We start from the raw sequence: 19,326 nt of genomic DNA on the forward strand, positions 1-19,326 counted from the left end.
GGATGATGATTGTCGCTTGACTTCGGGCGAGGTTTTTACCTTCCCCATCAAATTTTGATTATTTCGCTTGACTTCGGGCGAGGTTTTTACCTTTCCCCCTTCCCCCTTCCCCTTCTTCATAAAACAATGTGACAAGGTAGCTAACTGCAACGACAGCATTCTATTAATTAAAAAAGCCCCCTCGTGGGGGCTTATTAAGCTGTTCGCGTGGAATGAACAACTAATAATTAATACTCACAGTAGATACAGTAATCCGAACAAAATAATCCAAATCACGTCAACGAAGTGCCAGTAGATTTCGGCTGCTTCAATGCCAAAGTGCTTTTCGTTACTATAGTGACCCGGAAGGCGCGATCGCCATAACACAGCAACGATTGCTAAAACGCCAATGGTAACGTGCAAACCGTGGAAACCAGTCAAAACGTAAAATGCACTAGCAAATAAATTGGTAGTTAAACCAAATTCTAAATGGGTATACTCATATACTTGACCAACCAAGAAAATAGCACCCATCGCAGCAGTAATTGCTAACCAGATTTGTGCACCCTGCGTATCGTTCTTTTTAATAGCAGTGTCGGCATTGTGCATGACAAAACTACTAGAAATTAGATTGATAGTGTTGACTCCAGGTAACAGTAGTTCTAATTCTGGAGTACCTGCTGGCGGCCATGCAGGTAAGGTAGCACGGAAAGCCAAATAGGCTCCGAACAACCCCATAAAAATCATCCCTTCAGCAATCAGGAAGACAATTAGCCCAAACAGACGATGGTCTGGATGTTCTTCGTGATGGCCGACGGACGCTTCCGCCGCGTGGTGATGATTTAGTTCGGTTTTAGCTGGGTCAATAGTTTGACTTTGCATGAATTTTAATGTTTAGAGGGGGAGTGGGGAGTAGGGATTGGGGAGTGGGGGGAGAAGAACTATTGATATTGACCAATGCCCAATTCCCCATGCCCCATATCCTATTTATTTCCGGTCTTCGGGATTAGCAGCAACCGCTGGATCGGGTTCTGCTCTTAATACTGAGTTGGGCCCGCCAGACAAGACGGGATTAGGATCAGATAAGGGTACACCTTCGTCAGCCTTTTCTAAACCGTAGTCGTAGGGACCTGTAGCCAGTACAGGAGTTTGATCAAAATTCTCGATCGCAGGTGGTGATGTCGTCATCCACTCTAAGGTCAATGCTCTCCAGGGATTATTACCAGCTTTCTCGCCGTATAACCAACTCCAAATGGCATTGATGATGAAGGGGAATGTCGAAATTGCCAGTATATAAGAACCATACGTGCAAATTTCGTTTAGCGTGGTGAATTTGGGGTCATATTGGGCAATACGGCGATTCATGCCCATTAAACCCAGTTTGTGCATGGGTAAAAAGGTCATGTTTAAACCCACAATGGTCAAGGCAAAGTGAACCTTACCCCAAAATTCGTTTATCATCCGTCCCGTGATTTTCGGGAACCAATGGTAGATGCCTGCAAAAATCCCCAGCACACTACCACCAAATAGGACGTAGTGCAAGTGAGCGACCACAAAATAGGTGTCGTGAACGTGAATATCAAAAGGCACTGCTGCCAACATCACGCCACTGATCCCGCCAATTACAAAGGTGCCGACAAAACCGATGGCGAACAGCATGGCGCTGTTCAACTGGATTTTTCCACCCCACATTGTTGCTAACCAGCTGAAAATTTTAATTCCTGTGGGTACGGCAATGATCATGGTGGTGATCATGAAGAACATCCGCAACCAACCGGGGATACCGCTGGTAAACATGTGGTGCGCCCAAACAATTAGCCCCAAAAAGCTAATGGCAAGAGACGAATAAGCGATCGCTTTATAGCCAAAAATCGGCTTGCGGGAATGCACCGGGATAATTTCCGAAATTGCCCCAAAGAAAGGCAAAATCATAATGTAAACCGCTGGGTGGGAATAAAACCAGAACATGTGCTGGTATACTACTGGGTCGCCACCGCCAGTTGGGTTAAAAAATGTTGTCCCGGCAATTAAGTCAAAAGCCAGCAGAATTAGACCAGCTGCTAGCACTGGGGTTGATACCAAAACTAGCGCCGAAGTGGCGAACATTGCCCAGCAGAACAAGGGCATTTGATGAACGCCCATGCCGGGGATACGCATCTTCAGCAATGTCACCAGGAAATTTATCGCCCCCAAAATAGATGATGTACCCAGCAATAGGACACTCATAATCCAAATGCCTTGCCCTACTTGCCCTGTTACCAAACTCAGGGGAGGGTAGGAAGTCCAACCTGCATCCGGTGCATCGCCTACCGCTAAACTGGCGATCAGCAATATACCCGCAGGGGGGATCATCCAAAAGGCAACAGCATTCAGCCGAGGAAATGCCATATCTTTTGCCCCAATCATCAGGGGAATTAGATAGTTAGCAAACCCTGCCCCGGTTGGCACGATCCACAAGAAAATCATGATCGTGGCGTGCAGTGTAAACAGACTGTTGTAGACTTCGGGGGTAACAAAATCTACCTCTGGAGTTCGCAGTTCTGTGCGAACCAAGTCAGCCATTACACCGCCAATGCAGTAGAAAATAAACGAAGTGACTAGGTATTGAATCCCAATCACCTTATGGTCGGTTTGAAAGCCAAAGAAGTCTTGCCATTTTCTGACCCCTGGTTCTTCACTAAGGGCAGGGATATTGGCAGTTTCTTGCAACTGAGCTTGTGTCATAGTCGTTAGTTATCTTTTGTCATTTGTCCTTTGTCAGTTGTCAGTTGTCATTTGTCACTTATTTAGACCAATGACTAATGACTAATGACCAATGACCAATGACTAATGGTGAACTTGATGGAGGATTTCTGGTTTAATTCCCATGTCCTTGGTGTAAGGAGCGAGAAATTCATTTGGGGATAGATTCGCAGGGTTAACAGCAACGGCTTGGTTTAGTGTTTCACGGCTAGCAACTAGCTGTTCTTGCATCCATTTGTCAAAGGCTTCTTCTGGCTCAACGACTACTGTTGCTCTCATTGCACCGTGATAGGGGCCACAAAGTTCAGCACAGATTAGGACATAATCTCCTGCTTTTTTGGGTGTGAAGCGAATCTCGCTTTGTCTACCAGGGATCGCATCTTGTTTCAGACGGAACTCTGGCACCCAAAAGGCGTGGATGACATCGTTGGCTGTCATATTGATTTCTACTTCTCGTCCGATGGGGACGTGCATTTCACCTGTAGTTATACCAGTTTCAGGATAAGTGAAAAGCCAGGCATATTGTAGACCTGTGACGTTGACCTGTAATCCTGCTGGTTTGCCTGCTTTATCAGGAGTGCCCCCAATTGTGGGAGCAACACTACCGACACCTGGAGCATTCCGCAGTTGGGGAATTTGGTCAGCATTGCGGACTGCTGCGGTACCTGGGTCTTGCATTGCCTCATCAGATTTTTCTTGATTGAGGTTGGGTTCGGTGCTAGGAGGAGTATCGCTTAAAGTTGCCGCCATCGCACTTCCAGGCATTGCCATTGACTCCTGATTCATCATCGGCGCTTCATGAATAGCATGGGGATCAAAGCCACCGATTTCGTTGTAGACATCAAAGCTGTAAACAGAAATACCGATAACGATAATTGCTGGGATCGCCGTCCAGAGAATTTCTAGAGGTACATTGCCCTCAACTGGTGGACCGTCTTCATTGTCACCTGCACGCCGACGGTATTTAAATGCGGAGTAAATTAAAATACCTTCTACGAGTAGGAATATACCTGTAGAAATGATCATCATCGCGTTGAATAGACCATCCACTAATACGGCTTCATCCGTGGCTGCTGCTGGCAACAGACCGTGATTTTGACCATACCAAAGGCTGACTAGCGTTAGCACGATGCCAATGAGTAATGTCCAGATTGAACTTGGAATCTTCACGGCTTACTTAATTGAATTTACTACGTTATTTTAAAGCTACTCACTTACTAAGGTAGTCTAGGCTGGAAGGCATGGAGTACAAAGGTCTGAAATTTTTATTAATTTTTTTAACTATTTTACTAATTTTGGGTACAAGGTGACTATCAGGAGGCAGGAGGCAGGGGGCAGGAGGTAGAAGGAAGGTAGGAGTAACCCAGATGCATTTAAAAGCATGGGTATTGAACCACCGGGTTTTATACCCAAAACTAAATTCATTCATAATTATTTCCTCCTGCCTCCTGCCTTCTTCTAAAATTCAGTGGAAAAACTTAAGGAAAAATTTAGAATGCTTAAATTAATTGTGATTAATCAATTTTTCACATCTTGAAAAATACCTAAAGCTTCAGGCAAAACCTTTCTGGAGTGATTCAAAGTATAAGTGAGTGCTAATCTATAAACCCTTAGCCTATACGCTAGGGTGAAGATAGGACGCTAAAAGAAAACTGAAAATTTTAACAGATCCACCAAGAGCGGGCAGAAGGTATCCTTCATGAGCGAATTTGTCCTACAACAACAAAATGAAGCGGCAGTTGAGCAGCAAAAGCCCAAGGAAATGATTCGTCGCTTGGTGTGGAAAATATGCATAGCCACCTTAATTTTGATGGCAATAGGCAGCGCCACCCGCGTGATGAATGCTGGACTTGCTTGCCCAGACTGGCCCTTATGCTATGGCGAACTTGTACCAGCCAAGCAAATGAATCTCCAAGTGTTTTTGGAGTGGTTTCACCGATTGGATGCAGCTTTAATTGGTGTAAGCGCGATCGCACTCTTTGGCTTGTCCTGGTGGCATCGTCGTTTCTTACCCAGATGGCTGCCTTGGGCATCCACATTCGCCCTATTTTTAATTGTCTTCCAAGGCATCTTGGGTGGACTCACCGTTACCGAACTATTGCGGTTTGATATTGTTACCGCTCATTTAGGAACGGCGCTATTGTTTTTTTGCACCCTGCTGATTATCGGCACGGCACTCACGCCTTATCAGGGAACTGGAACCGTTGGTAAGTTGCCTTGGGTCGGTTTAACTGCTGCTGTTCTGGTTTACCTGCAAAGTTTGCTAGGTGCTTTGGTAGGCTCTCGCTGGGCACTACACCAATGCCTCGGCGGTTCTCAACTTTGTACGGTAATGTACAGCCATATTGCTGGTTTGGTGCCGCCAACAGTGGCAACCTTGGCAATGGTATTTATCTGTTGGCGGACACCAGCACTACATCCAGCCTTACGGCGACTGGCAAATATAGCTGGTGGGTTGTTAACCTTACAAATCTTGTTGGGATTCGCCACTTTCAAATTACACCTCCAAGTTGAGCCTCTCACCGTCTCTCATCAAGCTATGGGAGCTGCTTTGCTGGGTACTTTGGTGGCTTTCACAGTTCTCGCACTGCGTGACTGGGCTACTAGCCGCGACATCACAGTGTTGAGCAATGACTGCTGAGTATGGAGTGAGGAACAGGGAGAGTAACGGAAGGAAGAATTTCTAACTCATAACTCCTATACAGACGCGATTAATCGCGCCTCTACTCCAAACTCCTGTACAGACGCGATTAATCGTGTCTCTACTAAATTATGGCCGCAACGGCGAGTATTGCGACCCACGCAGGTGCAGAAAATCTGTGTTTCATTTGCCTGAAAGAGCCGCCTTGAGCGGGGGCTGCATATAAGTTGTTGAAAAATAAGGAACCAGAGCCAAAATGATTGAGACTAATGTCTCTCGCCACCACCAAACGTTTTTACAGGTAATTCAAAGTTACTACCAGTTAACGAAGCCTCGGATTATTCCGTTGCTTTTGATTACCACGGCTGGGAGTATGTGGATTGCTGCTAAGGGAGAAGTAGACCCATTGCTGTTGCTAGTAACTCTCACTGGTGGCACTTTGGCTGCTGCAAGCGCCCAGACGATTAACTGTGTCTATGACCGGGATATTGATTATGACATGGAGCGGACGCGCCATCGTCCGATGCCTTCTGGGAAGGTGCAGCCGCGCGATGCTCTAATTTTTGCGATCGCACTGGCGACGATTTCCTTTACACTCCTAGCAGTATTTGCCAATCTGTTAGCCGCGCTGTTAGCTTTCTCTGGCATCGTCTTTTATATTTTGGTCTACACCCACTGGCTAAAACGCCACACCCCTCAGAATATCGTTGTTGGTGGTGCGGCTGGGGCAATTCCGGCTTTAGTGGGTTGGGCTGCTGTCACGGGGACATTAAGCTGGTCAGCATGGCTGATTTTTGCCATCGTCTTTTTATGGACACCACCCCATTTCTGGGCGCTAGCTCTAATGATTAAAGATGACTACGCAAAAGTTGGGATACCAATGTTACCTGTGATTGAAGGTACTACGGCAACCGTGAAGCAGATTTGGTATTACACGCTGGTAACAGTATTTGCAACCGTGTTATTGGTTTATCCTTTGGGCGCGAGTGGAATTCTTTATGCTGCGATCGCCCTAAGTCTGGGAGGATTATTTATCCACAAATCTTGGCGTTTGTTGCAAAATCCAGAGGATCGCACTGTCGCTAGAGAGTTGTTTCTTTATTCCATCTCCTACATGATGCTGTTGTGTCTGGGGATGGTAGTGGATAGCCTTCCTATAACCCATAATCTAATTAATGCAGCGATCAATCAGTTGCATTTTATTGCTTAGGGGATGCAAAGTTTAGCGATCGCGTTTGGTAAAGGGGCGCGATCGCATTTTTGGAAATTAAAAATTATACATAATAATTAGAGTTTTGCTGATTTGCGATTAAAAGTAAAATTTTAGTCATAGGCAAATCGATCAAAAAGCTAAATGAAGTTGTAAGAATCTAAATGTTGACAAATTACATTCGTACAGCATTGCATAAAGCAACCTACGAGTTGCTTGAGGATGGAACTTTTTATAGCGAAATTCCAGAATGTCAAGGAGTTTGGGCAAACGCTGCAACACTAGAGGCTTGCCGGGAAGATTTGCAAGATGCTCTTGAAGGATGGATTATTTTAGGATTGCGTTTGGGTCATACTCTACCTATACTTCATGGCGAGATTATCTATATATTGGGAAGAGGAGTAAAACGCAAAGGAACGCGGAGTTGAGCGCAGAGGGACGCAGAGTTTTAAAGCAGTATCCAGATTATTTTGGAACAGCGTTGTTCATTAGGAAAATGGCAGTGAACTGCATCATGAACCATTTCCTGTAGTGTTTCTATATCGTAAGCCTGAGTAAAAATTGACTCACTTAAAGCTCTAGCCGTATAACCACCATCTGGATCATCTTCAACAAAAAATACAATTTCAGTCATAGCTTATCCTTCCATAAATACTAGATTTTAAAGTCCACATTCTTCACATCGTAAGAAGATTAAACTTATTACTAATGTCATACCAAGAAGTCCAAAACATGGCAAATGTCCTTTTGGAGCATTTATAGTAAAAGTTAGGTCATAAAATGATATAGGAGGCTTTTGTTGCCAAAAGAAATTTGCACTACCAAATAATTGCTTTCTTCCTATTTTAGGGCGCAGCCATCCTACTTGAGTGCCAAAACGATACAAACTTTCCTCATCAGACTCTTGGTTTCCTCTTATATTTTGCCAAATTTGTTTTTGGATACTTAAACCGAAATGCCCATTGCTATATTTAGTCCATAGACTGTCAATAGTACGAAGGTCTTGACAAGACAATTTTTTTACATCTTCTAGATAGAGTGAATCTTGTTTTTTTCTACCTGATATCTTAAGCAAAATATCAAAAGTTTTTTCATTAGCATCTTCCCATCTAGCAGATGCTAGTAAATCCTTGAGTCTACTGTAATCTGCTGTCAATACTAAAGTTATATGAGATGGCAAAGTAGATCCTGTAAATTTTTGGAACTTTGATAAAATCTGCTTTTGAGTTTGTTTATTGTTTATCTCTGCTAGCACTTCATCTGTAGATTGATAGCGTTCTTTCACATAATTCTGAATTAACTTATCTAAAACTTGGCCACATTCAGAAGTAATACTTCTACCTTGTGGAAAATATTCTCTCCAAATCCAGCAACCTCTGAGCGCATCATAAAGCTTATCAGAACCATCTGCATTTGGTAAAACTTGGGTTAATAGCCGAATACAAGTTACACCCAAACTATAAAGGTCACTTGCAGGGAAAACTTGACCACGCATTTGCTCTAATGGTGTATATCCAGGCGTTCCTAATGTTGTGCCAACACCTACAAAAGTTTTTGTAATTTGTTTAGAAACACCAAAATCAATTAATATTAACTTGCCATCCAGACGGCGCATGATATTTTCTGGCTTGATGTCTCGGTGAATTACACCGCGTTCATGAATAAACTTCAAGATAGGCAATAAATCAGTTAAAAGCTGTTTTATCTTTTCTTCGCTAAAGGCTCCCTGTTGCTGCAATTCTTGTAATAAATTCTGCCCTTGAATTAACTCTTGCACCAAATAAAGCCGCTTATCCTGTTCAAAATAAGCAATCAAACGGGGAATTTGTGGATGTTCTCCCAAGTCATACAGACGCTTCGCTTCTTGCTTAAATAACTCCGTTGCTTTCTCTAGTGCAGCCGTTCCTTCAAATTGAGGGACAAATTGTTTAATTACGCAAGGTTCGTCTATCTTATCTACATCCCTAGCTTCATAAGTTCTGCTAAATCCACCCTCACCCAAAAGTCCTATTACTCGGAAACGGTTTCTAAATAATGGTGTAAGTGTTTGTCCACACTTAATGCAAAACTTATCGTCATCAGGATTAAAGGGATTTGCACAACTGGAATTAGAACAGTAAAGCATATTTGGGAATATATCAGCAGATAGTGTCTATGTTCAGTTTTCCCAATTTATGCTTACTGGGTTTCACGAGTCTTTATATTTTTGAGCAGATTTACTTCTAGTGGCGGCTACAGTCTCAAGTTACTTTTGCTAGCTTAGTGACATAGAGTTTATCGCTTCCCAGTAAGCGGCTGGAAGCAAAAGGATTAATATGGCTCATTTAAATCAGCGTCGTCCCCAAAATGTCAACGGCGATTTTTATGTAGATACTACCTGTATTGATTGTGATACCTGTCGCTGGATGGCTCCTGAAGTATTTTATGATGTAGATGATCAATCGGCTGTTTATCATCAACCAACCAATGAAGCAGAAAGATTAGCTGCACTGCAAGCACTTTTAGCTTGTCCAACCAGTTCCATTGGTACAGTTGAAAAGCCAAAAGATATCAAAGATGTTCAACAAAGTTTTCCAATATTAGTAACAGAAAATATTTACCACTGCGGCTATCATTCTGAAAAATCTTACGGTGCTGCTAGCTATTTAATTCAGCTTCCAGAAGGTAATATTTTGGTGGATTCTCCCCGGTTTACGCCGCCTTTAGTCAAACGTTTAGAAGAACTGGGGCCAATTCGTTATATGTACCTAACTCATAAGGATGATGTGGCAGATCATCAAAAATTTGCGGAGCATTTTCAGTGCGATCGCATCCTCCACGTTGATGATATTACTGCGGACACTCGCAATGTAGAAATACAGCTAACTGGTTCTGAAGCATTTACTTTGACTCCAGATTTATTAATTATCCCAGTTCCCGGTCACACCAAAGGACAAACTGTTTTACTCTACAAAAATAAGTTCCTCTTCACTGGCGATCATCTCGCTTGGTCAGAAAGCTTGCACCAACTGACTGCATTCCACAATGCCTGCTGGTATTCTTGGTCAAAACAGACTAAATCAATGCGTAACTTGGCTAATTACTCTTTTGAGTGGGTGCTACCAGGTCATGGGCGAAGGTTTCATGCCGATAAGGAAACCATGCGCCAGCAGATGCACAAATGTATTGAGTTAATGGAATCTTTGAATTGACATTAAATAACTGACTTTTTACCTTATGTAGAAAAACCTAACCCCCTAACCCCCTTCCCGATGCGGGAAGGGGGAAATTTCAAAGTCTCTCTCCTTTTAGGAGAGAGATTTAGAGAGAGGTCAAACTATATTGCATACAAACCATAAGCGCTATAACCTGGGTTTTAGAACCCTTTTAACCAAACACGGATTATGAAAAAGCTGATCAACAAGCCGGAAGACTTTGTGCGAGAAAGTCTAGAAGGTATGGCGGCGGCTCATTCCGATTTAATTAAATTGAATTATGATCCCGCTTTTGTCTATCGAGCCGATGCACCTATACAAGGAAAAGTAGCAATTATTTCAGGTGGTGGCAGTGGACACGAACCAATGCACGCTGGCTTCGTTGGCAGAGGAATGCTTGATGCAGCTTGTCCTGGTGAGGTTTTCACTTCGCCGACTCCAGACCAAATGCTAGAAGCAGCAAAGCTTGTAGATGGAGGCTCAGGTATCCTTTATATCGTCAAAAATTACAGTGGCGATGTGATGAACTTTGAGATGGCAACGGAGTTAGCCCGTGCTGAGGGTATTCGATCGCTAAATATTTTGATTGATGACGATGTAGCAGTGAAAGATAGCCTCTATACCCAAGGACGGCGGGGTGTGGGAACAACAATACTGGCAGAAAAAATTTGTGGTGCGGCGGCTGAGGCTGGGTATGATTTGCCACAAATAGCAAATTTATGTCGCCGAGTAAATCTGAATGGGCGGAGTATGGGAATTGCTCTAACATCTTGTACAGTCCCCGCTAATGGAACGCCGACATTTGAATTGGGCGATCGCGAAATCGAATTAGGCATCGGTATTCACGGTGAGCCAGGAATAGAACGTACATCCATCAAATCAGTAGACGAGATTACCGAAATTTTGATGCGATCGCTCCTTGAAGATGCACCATACAGCCGCACACTGCGCGAGTGGGATGAAGACAAAGGAGAATGGGTAGATGTAGAACTAATAAATCTCCCATTTGCCAAAGGCGATCGCTTATTAGCTTTCGTCAATAGTATGGGTGGAACTCCAATTTCTGAACTGTATATTGTTTACCGCAAACTCGCCCAAATCTGCGAACAGCAAGGATTGCAAATTGTGCGAAACTTGATAGGCCCTTATATCACATCTCTAGAAATGCAAGGTTGTTCCATTACCCTGCTGAAATTAGATGACGAGATGATCCGCCTATGGGATGCACCAGTCAAAACACCAAGTTGGCGCTGGGGAATTTCATAATTATCAATTACAAATTATTTTAATATGGTGAGTCAGGCGCAGATATTACAATGGTTGCAGGCTTTTGCAACAGAGATAGAGCAGAATAAGGCATATTTGACAGAATTAGATGCTGCGATCGGAGATGCAGATCATGGGATCAATATGGATCGCGGCTTCAAAAAGGTAAGCGCTCAATTACCAACTCTTACAGATAAGGACATCAGCAACATTCTCAAAGCCGTGAGTATGACCTTGATTTCTTCCATTGGCGGTGCGAGTGGCCCTCTCTATGGCACTTGGTTTTTACGAGCCAGTACAGCAGTAGCAAATAAGCAAGAATTAACAGAACAAGATGTGTTAGGGCTACTCCAAGCAGGCTTAGACGGCGTGCTGCAACGTGGCAAAGCGCAACTAGGAGACAAAACAATGGTGGATGTGCTATCTCCGGCTGTAGCCGCTTTTGGGCAAGCTGTAGGAGAAAATAAGGGAACGCTGGAAGCTATGCAACAGGCTGTAGCAGCAGCCCAAAGGGGGTTGCAAGAAACTATACCAATGCAGGCGAGAAAGGGACGGGCTAGCTACCTGGGAGAACGGAGCATTGGACATCCAGATCCGGGAGGGACTTCTGCTTATTTGATGTTGAAGAGTTTGTTAGAGGTGTTAGAAAGTTCTGGTGAATTTTGAGTTGAAAAATTCAAACTTATCTAATTATCTGATTCACAACAGATGTACTCTGAATACGCCATTTACCTCGTTCTCTAACCAAATCATACCGAACTCGCAAATTATCGTTAGAAGACCTTTTAAACTGACCATTTTCATAGAACTGTGCCACTTCCTTAACCGTAGCTTCCACTGCGGCACGATCTGCAAATAAATCAATTTTCTCAACAGATTCTATCTTCAAGCTATGGTCATATTTGCCGTAGCGATTGTCTGATCGATACTGTTGAGCAATCAGCCGCCATTGAGATAAAGCTGAACCAGTTAAAATCTGATCTAAATTATTAATCTCATGATTGGGCCCTAAAGCTGCGGCTTTGGTCGAGAACCAAGTCCGAATAACTTCCTCTGCCGTTGCATTTGTTAAAGGGCCATCTGTTACTTGTGGTTTATCATTTGGATTAGGAATAGATACTGGTGGTTGATTCATCTCTACAAACAACTCTATACCACGCAGAGAGGGTTCAGGAAAAAACAGATTTTTTAACCATCCAAAAGTTGTTGTCGCTAACACCCAGAAAACTAATATACTCACCAAAGAAATAAACACTCTCCATACCAGCCGTGTTTTCCCTTCTATGGTGTTAGCAAAAGTTCGCCGCCGCCGAGGACGACGAGAATTAGGACGATTATCTGGTACACGCTCTCGGTTTGCAGATGGAGTAGGTTTTCTCCGCCTACGCTTTTGGTTATGACCGGGTGCAGCAGTCTTAGCTGAACCGTTTAAATGCTGATTAGTACCTCTGCTCATCCGTTCAGCAGCGGGAACCTCTGATTTTACACTCTCAGATGAATTCCACATGGGTAGTGAGAAGTTTGAATATTCGGGTGTTTCTTTTGTTGGTGTTTCTGGCAAATCTGGGTCAGGGGTTCTGCTGCGATTAAATTGCGCTGAGGTTTTAGTTGAATTGTTGTGGAAATGGGGCTTATTTGTTTGGGCCTGGGGAAAATATTGGGAATTAATTACAGCCCATTCATTAGTTGTTTCTGCATCAGTTGGCAGTGCTTCTAAATAAGCTTGCACTTGTTGATTAGCAAAGTAATCTTTTAGGAAAGCTTGCTGGTTTGCTAAATCTCGAAAATGAGGAAATACTTCGTGTTGCAACCATTGTTCTGCATATAGACACAGCCCTGGTAACAAATCTGGAGAATCTTGAGATTTTTCCCGAATAAAAGCTAAAGCTTCGTACTCTTGACTAAGTTCTAAAACACGGGTTGCTTCTTCAGTTTGTCCCAAGAGTAACGCACATAAAGACTGTTCTAAATGTACATCTTGGCGCTTGCCCAGACGCATGAGCATCTGCCTTGCTTGACGAATTAAAGCAGGTTGCCGTTGAGCAAACCCCCGCGCTATCAAGGCATAAACAGCTAAGTAAGTTGCAACAGCAGAATTGCGTTTGCTTTGGGCTTCAAATAACTTGTGCTGCTCTGCGACTGTTAAGTGGTTGCGTAACTGCTGGATAAACCGCAGAAAGTCATCTATGTTTAAACCAGAATCATCATTATTCGTGCCATCAATCCCGCCACGATCTTCTAAGAGGTTTTGTAATAATTCCAAACCTTGCTGTCGTTCGGCGGTCTTTTCTTGAGGTAGTGCCAGCAACTCCAAAATTCGATATGGTCGCAACTTGTAAAGATCAGCCTGAATTTCCGCCTGAACACTAGCGAATAACCCCTCGCGCACTAGCAGTTCTTGACCAGTTTCTAGAGATATGGCAGCATTTTCATGATGACCTTGCTGCCACTGTTCGCGGCCTAATTCTAGACAAGCAAGGGCAACAGTGAGAACAACATCTGGATGTTCAGCACTTTCATAAATTTCTTCGTCTGCTAAATTATTGCTTTTTCTTGCACTTGTAGCAGTGTTTTTATTTACTAAGTACGGACGACCTAGTTTTAATACAAGTTCATATTCTCCCAACTCTTGCAAAATCAATAAAGCGCCAACTAATTCGTCTTGGCTAATTTCGATGCCTAGACTCTGGGTGTCAATACCCCTTTTGGTGCTTTCTGGACGATTTTCCAGTGCTACTGCGGCAGCAGCAAGGTTATCTGGGTCATAGGCATGGGCAAGATAGAGATGATCGTAGGTACTGCGTTGTTTTGGATCTGATAAAACCACGTAAGCTTCTTCTATGAGTTGTTTACGAGAAGAAATTGCTGCCTGAGAATACTCACGTCGAGGCAATTGTACAATGCGATCGCTGTATGCCTGTCGCAATTGTTCATCACTTGCCGCTAACGGTAGTCCTAAAATTCGGTAGTAATCTAGCGGAATTCGCACAGCCTACTTCCTCTGCACCGTGATCAACATAATTCACCTAGAGCTTTCCAGGCCTGTAAAACCGTGCCATAAAAATGCCGTATAGAACTTACTCTACAAGTGTATATTGCAACAACTTGTTTTGTACCTTCCCGAAATTTTGAGTCACATTCTAGTACTAATTTTTTGCTTTCGCCCAGAAAGCCTCAATTTTTTGTTTTAATTCTTAGTATTTTTGTTTAACACAACTATTATCAGCCTTCGATAGCACAAACCACAACTACCGCTTTTAATCACGGCACAATTGTTGTGGTTGCAAGAATCTATTGATGATTGATTTTTATGGGACTTTCCCACTAGGAGGTCAATAAAATACCACTATTGGGGGTTGACCCTGATAACTAGAGAAGGAAAATATATCATAATTTACCTTTAATTACAATTATCTATTTGGATATAGAGACTTTTGCCTCCTTTTTTTTAAATTGTTAATGGATATCAGAAACCAGTTTATCTTGATTGCTAGTCTATGAAGGGGAATGGTGAGAGAGAAAAACCCAAAGCGACAGATATTGTCGTTAGAGTCAAATCCTCACGGGGCATGGGCTGAAAAGTTAAAAACCAAAAATTAAAAATTCAGCTATTCCCTAAGGTTCTTTTTTGGTGCATAAATAAAGTTTGATTGTTGAGTCTTGCAAACGCTAGCCTGTTAAAAGCTCAGGTGTTATCAGACCAACTTATTTAAGACCTAAGTTTAAGTTGTACAACAGGGATACTCAAAAATAATGGTTCAAGAGCGTACTTTACCCACATTTAATCCTGCTACTACGCACATTACAAAAGAAGAAGGGTTACGGTTGTATGAGGACATGGTATTAGGGCGCTTGTTTGAAGACAAGTGCGCTGAAATGTACTATAGGGGCAAAATGTTTGGTTTTGTCCATTTGTACAACGGTCAAGAAGCTGTTTGCAGTGGTGTTGTCCAGTCAATGCGACCGGGTGAAGATTATGTTTGTAGTACTTACCGCGACCATGTTCATGCTCTAAGCGCGGGAGTACCAGCAAGAGAGGTAATGGCAGAATTATTTGGTAAAGCCACAGGTTGCAGCAAAGGGCGCGGTGGTTCCATGCACATGTTTTCTGCGGAACATCGCTTGCTGGGTGGCTACGCTTTTGTGGCTGAGGGAATTCCTGTAGCAGCTGGAGCAGCTTTTCAAAGCAAATACCGCCGCGAAGTGTTGGGAGATAAAAATGCTGACCAAGTGACAGCTTGCTTTTTTGGCGACGGTGCAGCTAACAACGGTCAGTTTTTCGAGACGCTAAATATGGCGGCTTTATGGAAACTGCCAATTCTGTTTGTAGTCGAAAATAATAAGTGGGCCATTGGAATGTCTCACGAACGAGCCACTTCTCAGCCAGAGATTTATAAAAAAGCCAGTGCATTTAACATGGTGGGCGTAGAAGTAGATGGCATGGATGTACTAGCAGTCCGAGCCGTGGCTCAAGAAGCCGTAACTCGTGCCCGTGCAGGTGAAGGCCCAACATTAATTGAGGCGCTTACCTACCGCTTCCGGGGTCACTCCTTGGCTGACCCAGATGAAATGCGAAGCAAGGCGGAAAAAGAATTTTGGTTCGCCCGTGACCCAATTAAGAAGTTAGCAGCTTATTTGCTAGAGCAAAATCTGGCGGACGATCAAGAAATCAAAGCAATTGATCGTAAAATTCAGGATGTAATCGACGACGCGGTTAAATTCGCCGAAAGCAGCCCAGAACCAGACCCTAGCGAGTTATATCGTTTTGTGTTTGCAGAAGACGAGTAAATTCTAGGGAATGGGAGTAGGGAATAGGGAATAGGGAGTGGGGATTTAGAGTACGTTATGCCCCATGCCCCATGCCCCATTCCCTATGCTCCATACCCAATGCTCAATTAGGACTAAACTTATGTTTTCCATTGCAGTTCAACAGCAACAGTACAAGACCTATATTCTTTCTGACGAAGCCACTAGTTCTCAGTTGGAAGTCGTACCAGAACGCGGTGGTATTATCACCCGTTGGTGCATTCAAGGGCAAGAAATTTTCTATCTGGACACTGAACGCTTTACTCATCCTGAGTTGAGTGTTAGAGGTGGAAATCCAATTTTGTTTCCTATTTGTGGCAATCTACCAGACAATACTTACACTCACAACGGACAAAAATATACTCTAAAACAACACGGTTTTGCCCGTGAATTGCCGTGGAAAGTAACAGAACAAGAAACTGGAGATAAAGCTAGTCTCACTGTTGTTCTTGATAGCAATGAGCAAACTAAGGCAGTTTATCCTTTTGATTTTCAGCTGGCTTTCACCTACGAACTTCAAGGTAATACCCTAGAAGTCCGCCAGCAGTATAAAAACTTGTCATCCACACCAATGCCCTTTTCGGCTGGTTTCCATCCCTACTTTCTGTGTGGTGATAAAACTCAGCTAGAGCTTGAAATTCCTTCAAAGCAGTATCAAGACAATCAAACTAAGGAATTTCACTCTTTTGATGGCAATTTTGACTTTAGCCGTGATGAAATTGATTTTGCCTTTGGACAGTTAACGAGTCAATCGGCCACTGCAATAGATGGCAGTCGTAAGTTAAAGCTCACCTTGGATTATGATGATTTTTCTACCTACCTGGTATTTTGGACAGTCAAAGGCAAAGAATTCTACTGTCTAGAACCGTGGAGTGCCACCCGTAACTCTCTTAATACTGGTGATAACCTGACTGTGTTAGCACCAGGAGCTAGCCATACAGCATCTATAAGGTTGACGGCTAATTTTTTCTAAACCCATTTACAAATCTACAGATGTCTGTGCTATGATGGCAAAGTTGCGAAATGCAGCGAAAGGGTCGCTAACTCAATGGTAGAGTACTCGGCTTTTAACCGATTTGCTCCGGGTTCGAGCCCCGGGCGACCCATAAAATTAACATAATATTATTAGATTAAAAGAAGGCGATCGCAGCATTCAAGAAATTTCTGCAATTCGTTAGGATAGGCATAGACTAATCCCAAACACCATTTTCATGGTAAAAACACTTCCACAGCATTGGACAATTCCCCTTCTGGAAAATGGCGACAAACTCAGCCTTTATGAATTTGAGCGTCGCTACAACGCCATGCCTAATTTGAAAAAAGCCGAATTGATTGAGGGAATTGTCTACATGCCTGCTGCTTTGCGTTTTAGAAGTCATGGTCAACCGCATGGTTGGATTATTGCATGGCTCGGTACTTACGAAGCCGCGACACTTGGTGTAGCTTTGGGAGTAGAACCCACTGTCCGCCTAGACTTAGATAACGAACCCCAACCAGATGCTGTACTTCTGATCAACCCAGAAGCGGGTGGTCAAGTAAGACTGAGTGACGATGATTATATTGAAGGCGCACCAGAGCTAATTGTCGAAATTGCTGCTAGTAGTGTCGCCATCGACCTCCATGCTAAAAAACAAGCCTATCGTCGCAATGGAGTCAAAGAATATATCGTCTGGCAAGTACTCGATCAGAAATTGACCTGGTTCTATTTGGAAGAGGGTGAGTATCTAGAGTTGGCTGCTGATAGTAACGGAATTCTGCGAAGTCAAGTTTTTCCGGGGTTGTGGTTAGGGGTTGCAGAGTTATTAGCGGGGAATATGCAGTCTGTGTTGACAATTTTACAAACAGGCTTACAATCTCCTGAACACGTAGCATTTGTCCAGAGACTAGAGTCTTTTGCCTGATGCGATCGCTTGTAGATTTGTCAAAATAGTTAGGATTGCGATCGCTTTGAGATGACCATTTGGGATACTGGGCTACCAGAGCTACTACCTGTAGGGTAACTAAATGTACAGCAATACAGAGCAAGTGTGGGGCATAGTACAGCAGTAGAGGGCAAGTATAGAACACATTTATAATAACGATGGCGTAAACTTTTTCAACATAGACACACGACACTAGTTATAATTTCCTATAAGTTGAAAAAACTCTTAAGATTTAGCGTAATAATTACGCTTCTCTCAGACCGACTAGCTGACAACCACATTAGGAGGACTATCTATGGCGCTTGTACCACTGCGGCTGCTGTTGGATCACGCAGCTGAAAACGGTTACGGCATCCCAGCTTTCAACGTTAACAATTTGGAGCAGATTCAGGCAATCCTGAAGGCTGCTGTCGAGACAGATAGCCCCGTAATTTTGCAAGCTTCACGCGGCGCTCGTAATTATGCAGGAGAAAACTTTCTACGCCACCTGATTTTGGCAGCGGTAGAAACCTATCCTCACATTCCCATTGTCATGCACCAAGATCATGGTAATGCGCCTGCTACCTGCTACTCAGCAATTAAGAACAACTTCACCAGTGTGATGATGGATGGTTCTTTAGAAGCTGATGCTAAGACCCCCGCGAGCTTCGAGTACAACGTTAATGTTACCCGCGAAGTTGTAAATGTAGCTCATGCTTTGGGTGTCAGCGTTGAAGGTGAACTAGGTTGTTTGGGTTCTCTAGAAACTGGTGCTGGTGAAGCTGAAGATGGTCACGGCTTTGAAGGTACACTTGACCACTCACAACTGCTAACCGACCCCGATGAAGCTGTTGAATTTGTAGAAGCAACCCAAGTAGATGCTTTGGCTGTTGCCATTGGCACAAGCCACGGTGCTTACAAGTTTACCCGCAAACCGACTGGCGAAATTTTGGCAATCAGCCGCATTGAAGAAATTCACCGCCGTTTGCCTAATACCCACTTAGTAATGCACGGTTCTTCTTCTGTACCTGAAGATTTGCTTGCACTGATTAACCAGTATGGTGGTGCAATTCCTGAAACCTACGGCGTACCTGTAGAAGAAATCCAAAAAGGTATTAAGAGTGGTGTACGTAAAGTAAACATCGACACCGACAACCGTTTGGCTATCACTGCTGCTGTACGTGAAGCTTTGGCTAAAAAACCAGAGGAGTTTGACCCCCGTCACTTCCTCAAGCCTTCCATTACATACATGCAGAAGGTTTGTGCTGAACGCTATCAGCAATTTGGCACAGCTGGGAACGCAAGCAAGATTAAGCAAATTTCTTTGGAAGATTTTGCTGCTAAGTATGCTAAAGGTGAACTCAACGTTGTTACCAAATCAGCTGCTAAAGTTTAATTTTGACAACAAATAAATAGTGGCATAGTACTGCTATGCTCCTAAAAAATTGAGGATTTTAATGTTGTCAGAAACCGGGTAAACACCCGGTTTTTTGTTTTATTCATTAGGGTTGGGAATGGGGCATTGGGCATTGGGAATGGGGCATTGGGCATTGGGCATTGGGCATTGGGCATTGGGCATTGGGCATT

The 19,326-nt window shown here is 43.4% G+C and carries 16 protein-coding genes and 1 tRNA gene; 11 read left to right on the forward strand and 6 right to left on the reverse strand.

Annotated elements, in window-relative coordinates; genetic code table 11:
- Positions 1–234 precede the first annotated feature (234 nt).
- The 3 genes from VB740_RS30640 to VB740_RS30650 all read right to left on the reverse strand — a co-directional run bounded on the left by VB740_RS30640 (position 235) and on the right by VB740_RS30650 (position 3,891).
- Positions 235–861 (reverse strand): heme-copper oxidase subunit III, encoded by a 627-nt coding sequence (locus VB740_RS30640; RefSeq protein WP_323203605.1) that lies wholly within the window; start codon positions 859–861, stop codon positions 235–237.
- A 105-nt stretch (positions 862–966) separates the two neighbouring features.
- Positions 967–2,703 (reverse strand): cytochrome c oxidase subunit I, encoded by a 1,737-nt coding sequence (ctaD, locus tag VB740_RS30645; protein ID WP_323203606.1) that lies wholly within the window; start codon positions 2,701–2,703, stop codon positions 967–969.
- A gap of 102 nt (positions 2,704–2,805) precedes the next feature.
- Positions 2,806–3,891 (reverse strand): cytochrome c oxidase subunit II, encoded by a 1,086-nt coding sequence (locus VB740_RS30650; RefSeq protein WP_323203607.1) that lies wholly within the window; start codon positions 3,889–3,891, stop codon positions 2,806–2,808.
- A 529-nt stretch (positions 3,892–4,420) separates the two neighbouring features.
- Here VB740_RS30650 and VB740_RS30655 point away from each other — a divergent pair.
- The 3 genes from VB740_RS30655 (at position 4,421) to VB740_RS30665 (ending at position 7,000) form a co-directional block, all read left to right on the forward strand.
- Positions 4,421–5,362: a heme A synthase gene (locus tag VB740_RS30655; RefSeq protein ID WP_323203608.1), complete on the forward strand. Its 942-nt coding sequence runs from the start codon at positions 4,421–4,423 to the stop codon at positions 5,360–5,362.
- Between the two features lie 256 nt (positions 5,363–5,618).
- Entirely contained in the window at positions 5,619–6,572 is a 954-nt protein-coding gene (locus tag VB740_RS30660; protein WP_323203609.1) for a heme o synthase, read from the forward strand.
- Positions 6,573–6,736: 164 nt separating this feature from the next.
- Positions 6,737–7,000 carry a type II toxin-antitoxin system HicB family antitoxin gene (locus tag VB740_RS30665; protein WP_323203610.1) on the forward strand — a complete coding sequence of 88 codons (264 nt, stop codon included), beginning with the start codon at positions 6,737–6,739 and terminating at the stop codon, positions 6,998–7,000.
- Between the two features lie 20 nt (positions 7,001–7,020).
- Here VB740_RS30665 and VB740_RS30670 read toward each other — a convergent pair whose 3' ends face one another.
- Together VB740_RS30670 and VB740_RS30675 are read right to left on the reverse strand one after the other, a co-directional pair.
- On the reverse strand, positions 7,021–7,206 hold the full coding sequence (locus VB740_RS30670; protein WP_323203611.1) for a 2-oxoisovalerate dehydrogenase E1 subunit beta: 186 nt from the start codon (positions 7,204–7,206) through the stop codon (positions 7,021–7,023).
- Between the two features lie 27 nt (positions 7,207–7,233).
- Positions 7,234–8,697, reverse strand: a complete 1,464-nt coding sequence (locus tag VB740_RS30675; RefSeq protein ID WP_323203612.1) for a serine/threonine-protein kinase — start codon at positions 8,695–8,697, stop codon at positions 7,234–7,236.
- Positions 8,698–8,887: 190 nt separating this feature from the next.
- On the opposite strand from VB740_RS30675, the gene VB740_RS30680 reads away from it, so the two are divergent.
- From VB740_RS30680 to dhaL, 3 genes are all read left to right on the forward strand, one after another.
- Positions 8,888–9,763 carry an MBL fold metallo-hydrolase gene (locus tag VB740_RS30680; RefSeq protein WP_323203613.1) on the forward strand — a complete coding sequence of 292 codons (876 nt, stop codon included), beginning with the start codon at positions 8,888–8,890 and terminating at the stop codon, positions 9,761–9,763.
- A 192-nt stretch (positions 9,764–9,955) separates the two neighbouring features.
- The gene (dhaK, locus tag VB740_RS30685; RefSeq protein WP_323203614.1) at positions 9,956–11,032 is read left to right on the forward strand and encodes a dihydroxyacetone kinase subunit DhaK; all 1,077 of its coding nucleotides are present in this window, start codon (positions 9,956–9,958) and stop codon (positions 11,030–11,032) included.
- A 24-nt stretch (positions 11,033–11,056) separates the two neighbouring features.
- Positions 11,057–11,698, forward strand: coding sequence for a dihydroxyacetone kinase subunit DhaL (dhaL, locus tag VB740_RS30690; RefSeq protein ID WP_323203615.1), 642 nt, complete (start codon positions 11,057–11,059; stop codon positions 11,696–11,698).
- Between the two features lie 16 nt (positions 11,699–11,714).
- Here the strand turns inward: dhaL and VB740_RS30695 are convergent, their stop codons facing one another.
- Positions 11,715–14,021: an IMS domain-containing protein gene (locus tag VB740_RS30695; RefSeq protein ID WP_323203616.1), complete on the reverse strand. Its 2,307-nt coding sequence runs from the start codon at positions 14,019–14,021 to the stop codon at positions 11,715–11,717.
- A 764-nt stretch (positions 14,022–14,785) separates the two neighbouring features.
- Here VB740_RS30695 and pdhA point away from each other — a divergent pair.
- The 5 genes from pdhA (at position 14,786) to fba (ending at position 19,135) form a co-directional block, all read left to right on the forward strand.
- Complete coding sequence (gene pdhA / locus VB740_RS30700) at positions 14,786–15,820, forward strand: pyruvate dehydrogenase (acetyl-transferring) E1 component subunit alpha (RefSeq protein WP_323203617.1); 1,035 nt, start codon at positions 14,786–14,788, stop codon at positions 15,818–15,820.
- Between the two features lie 121 nt (positions 15,821–15,941).
- On the forward strand, positions 15,942–16,811 hold the full coding sequence (locus VB740_RS30705) for an aldose epimerase (protein ID WP_323203618.1): 870 nt from the start codon (positions 15,942–15,944) through the stop codon (positions 16,809–16,811).
- A gap of 61 nt (positions 16,812–16,872) precedes the next feature.
- Positions 16,873–16,944: transfer RNA gene (locus tag VB740_RS30710), tRNA-Lys, on the forward strand.
- A 105-nt stretch (positions 16,945–17,049) separates the two neighbouring features.
- On the forward strand, positions 17,050–17,739 hold the full coding sequence (locus tag VB740_RS30715) for a Uma2 family endonuclease (protein WP_323203619.1): 690 nt from the start codon (positions 17,050–17,052) through the stop codon (positions 17,737–17,739).
- A 316-nt stretch (positions 17,740–18,055) separates the two neighbouring features.
- Entirely contained in the window at positions 18,056–19,135 is a 1,080-nt protein-coding gene (fba, locus tag VB740_RS30720; protein ID WP_190940262.1) for a class II fructose-bisphosphate aldolase, read from the forward strand.
- Positions 19,136–19,326 lie beyond the last annotated feature (191 nt).

Origin of the sequence: Nostoc sp. UHCC 0251 (genome assembly GCF_034932245.1) — a bacterium.
In the GTDB taxonomy this organism is placed as follows: Bacteria; Cyanobacteriota; Cyanobacteriia; order Cyanobacteriales; family Nostocaceae; genus Nostoc.

Bases quoted from the DNA above. Each gene is read 5' to 3' on its own strand.
- VB740_RS30640 (WP_323203605.1), bottom strand. From the start codon at position 861: ATGCAAAGTCAAACTATTGACCCAGCTAAAACCGAACTAAATCATCAC.
- ctaD (WP_323203606.1), bottom strand. From the start codon at position 2,703: ATGACACAAGCTCAGTTGCAAGAAACTGCCAATATCCCTGCCCTTAGT.
- VB740_RS30655 (WP_323203608.1), top strand. From the start codon at position 4,421: ATGAGCGAATTTGTCCTACAACAACAAAATGAAGCGGCAGTTGAGCAG.
- VB740_RS30660 (WP_323203609.1), top strand. From the start codon at position 5,619: ATGATTGAGACTAATGTCTCTCGCCACCACCAAACGTTTTTACAGGTA.
- VB740_RS30665 (WP_323203610.1), top strand. From the start codon at position 6,737: ATGTTGACAAATTACATTCGTACAGCATTGCATAAAGCAACCTACGAG.
- VB740_RS30670 (WP_323203611.1), bottom strand. From the start codon at position 7,206: ATGACTGAAATTGTATTTTTTGTTGAAGATGATCCAGATGGTGGTTAT.
- VB740_RS30675 (WP_323203612.1), bottom strand. From the start codon at position 8,697: ATGCTTTACTGTTCTAATTCCAGTTGTGCAAATCCCTTTAATCCTGAT.
- VB740_RS30680 (WP_323203613.1), top strand. From the start codon at position 8,888: ATGGCTCATTTAAATCAGCGTCGTCCCCAAAATGTCAACGGCGATTTT.
- dhaK (WP_323203614.1), top strand. From the start codon at position 9,956: ATGAAAAAGCTGATCAACAAGCCGGAAGACTTTGTGCGAGAAAGTCTA.
- dhaL (WP_323203615.1), top strand. From the start codon at position 11,057: ATGGTGAGTCAGGCGCAGATATTACAATGGTTGCAGGCTTTTGCAACA.
- pdhA (WP_323203617.1), top strand. From the start codon at position 14,786: ATGGTTCAAGAGCGTACTTTACCCACATTTAATCCTGCTACTACGCAC.
- VB740_RS30705 (WP_323203618.1), top strand. From the start codon at position 15,942: ATGTTTTCCATTGCAGTTCAACAGCAACAGTACAAGACCTATATTCTT.
- VB740_RS30715 (WP_323203619.1), top strand. From the start codon at position 17,050: ATGGTAAAAACACTTCCACAGCATTGGACAATTCCCCTTCTGGAAAAT.
- fba (WP_190940262.1), top strand. From the start codon at position 18,056: ATGGCGCTTGTACCACTGCGGCTGCTGTTGGATCACGCAGCTGAAAAC.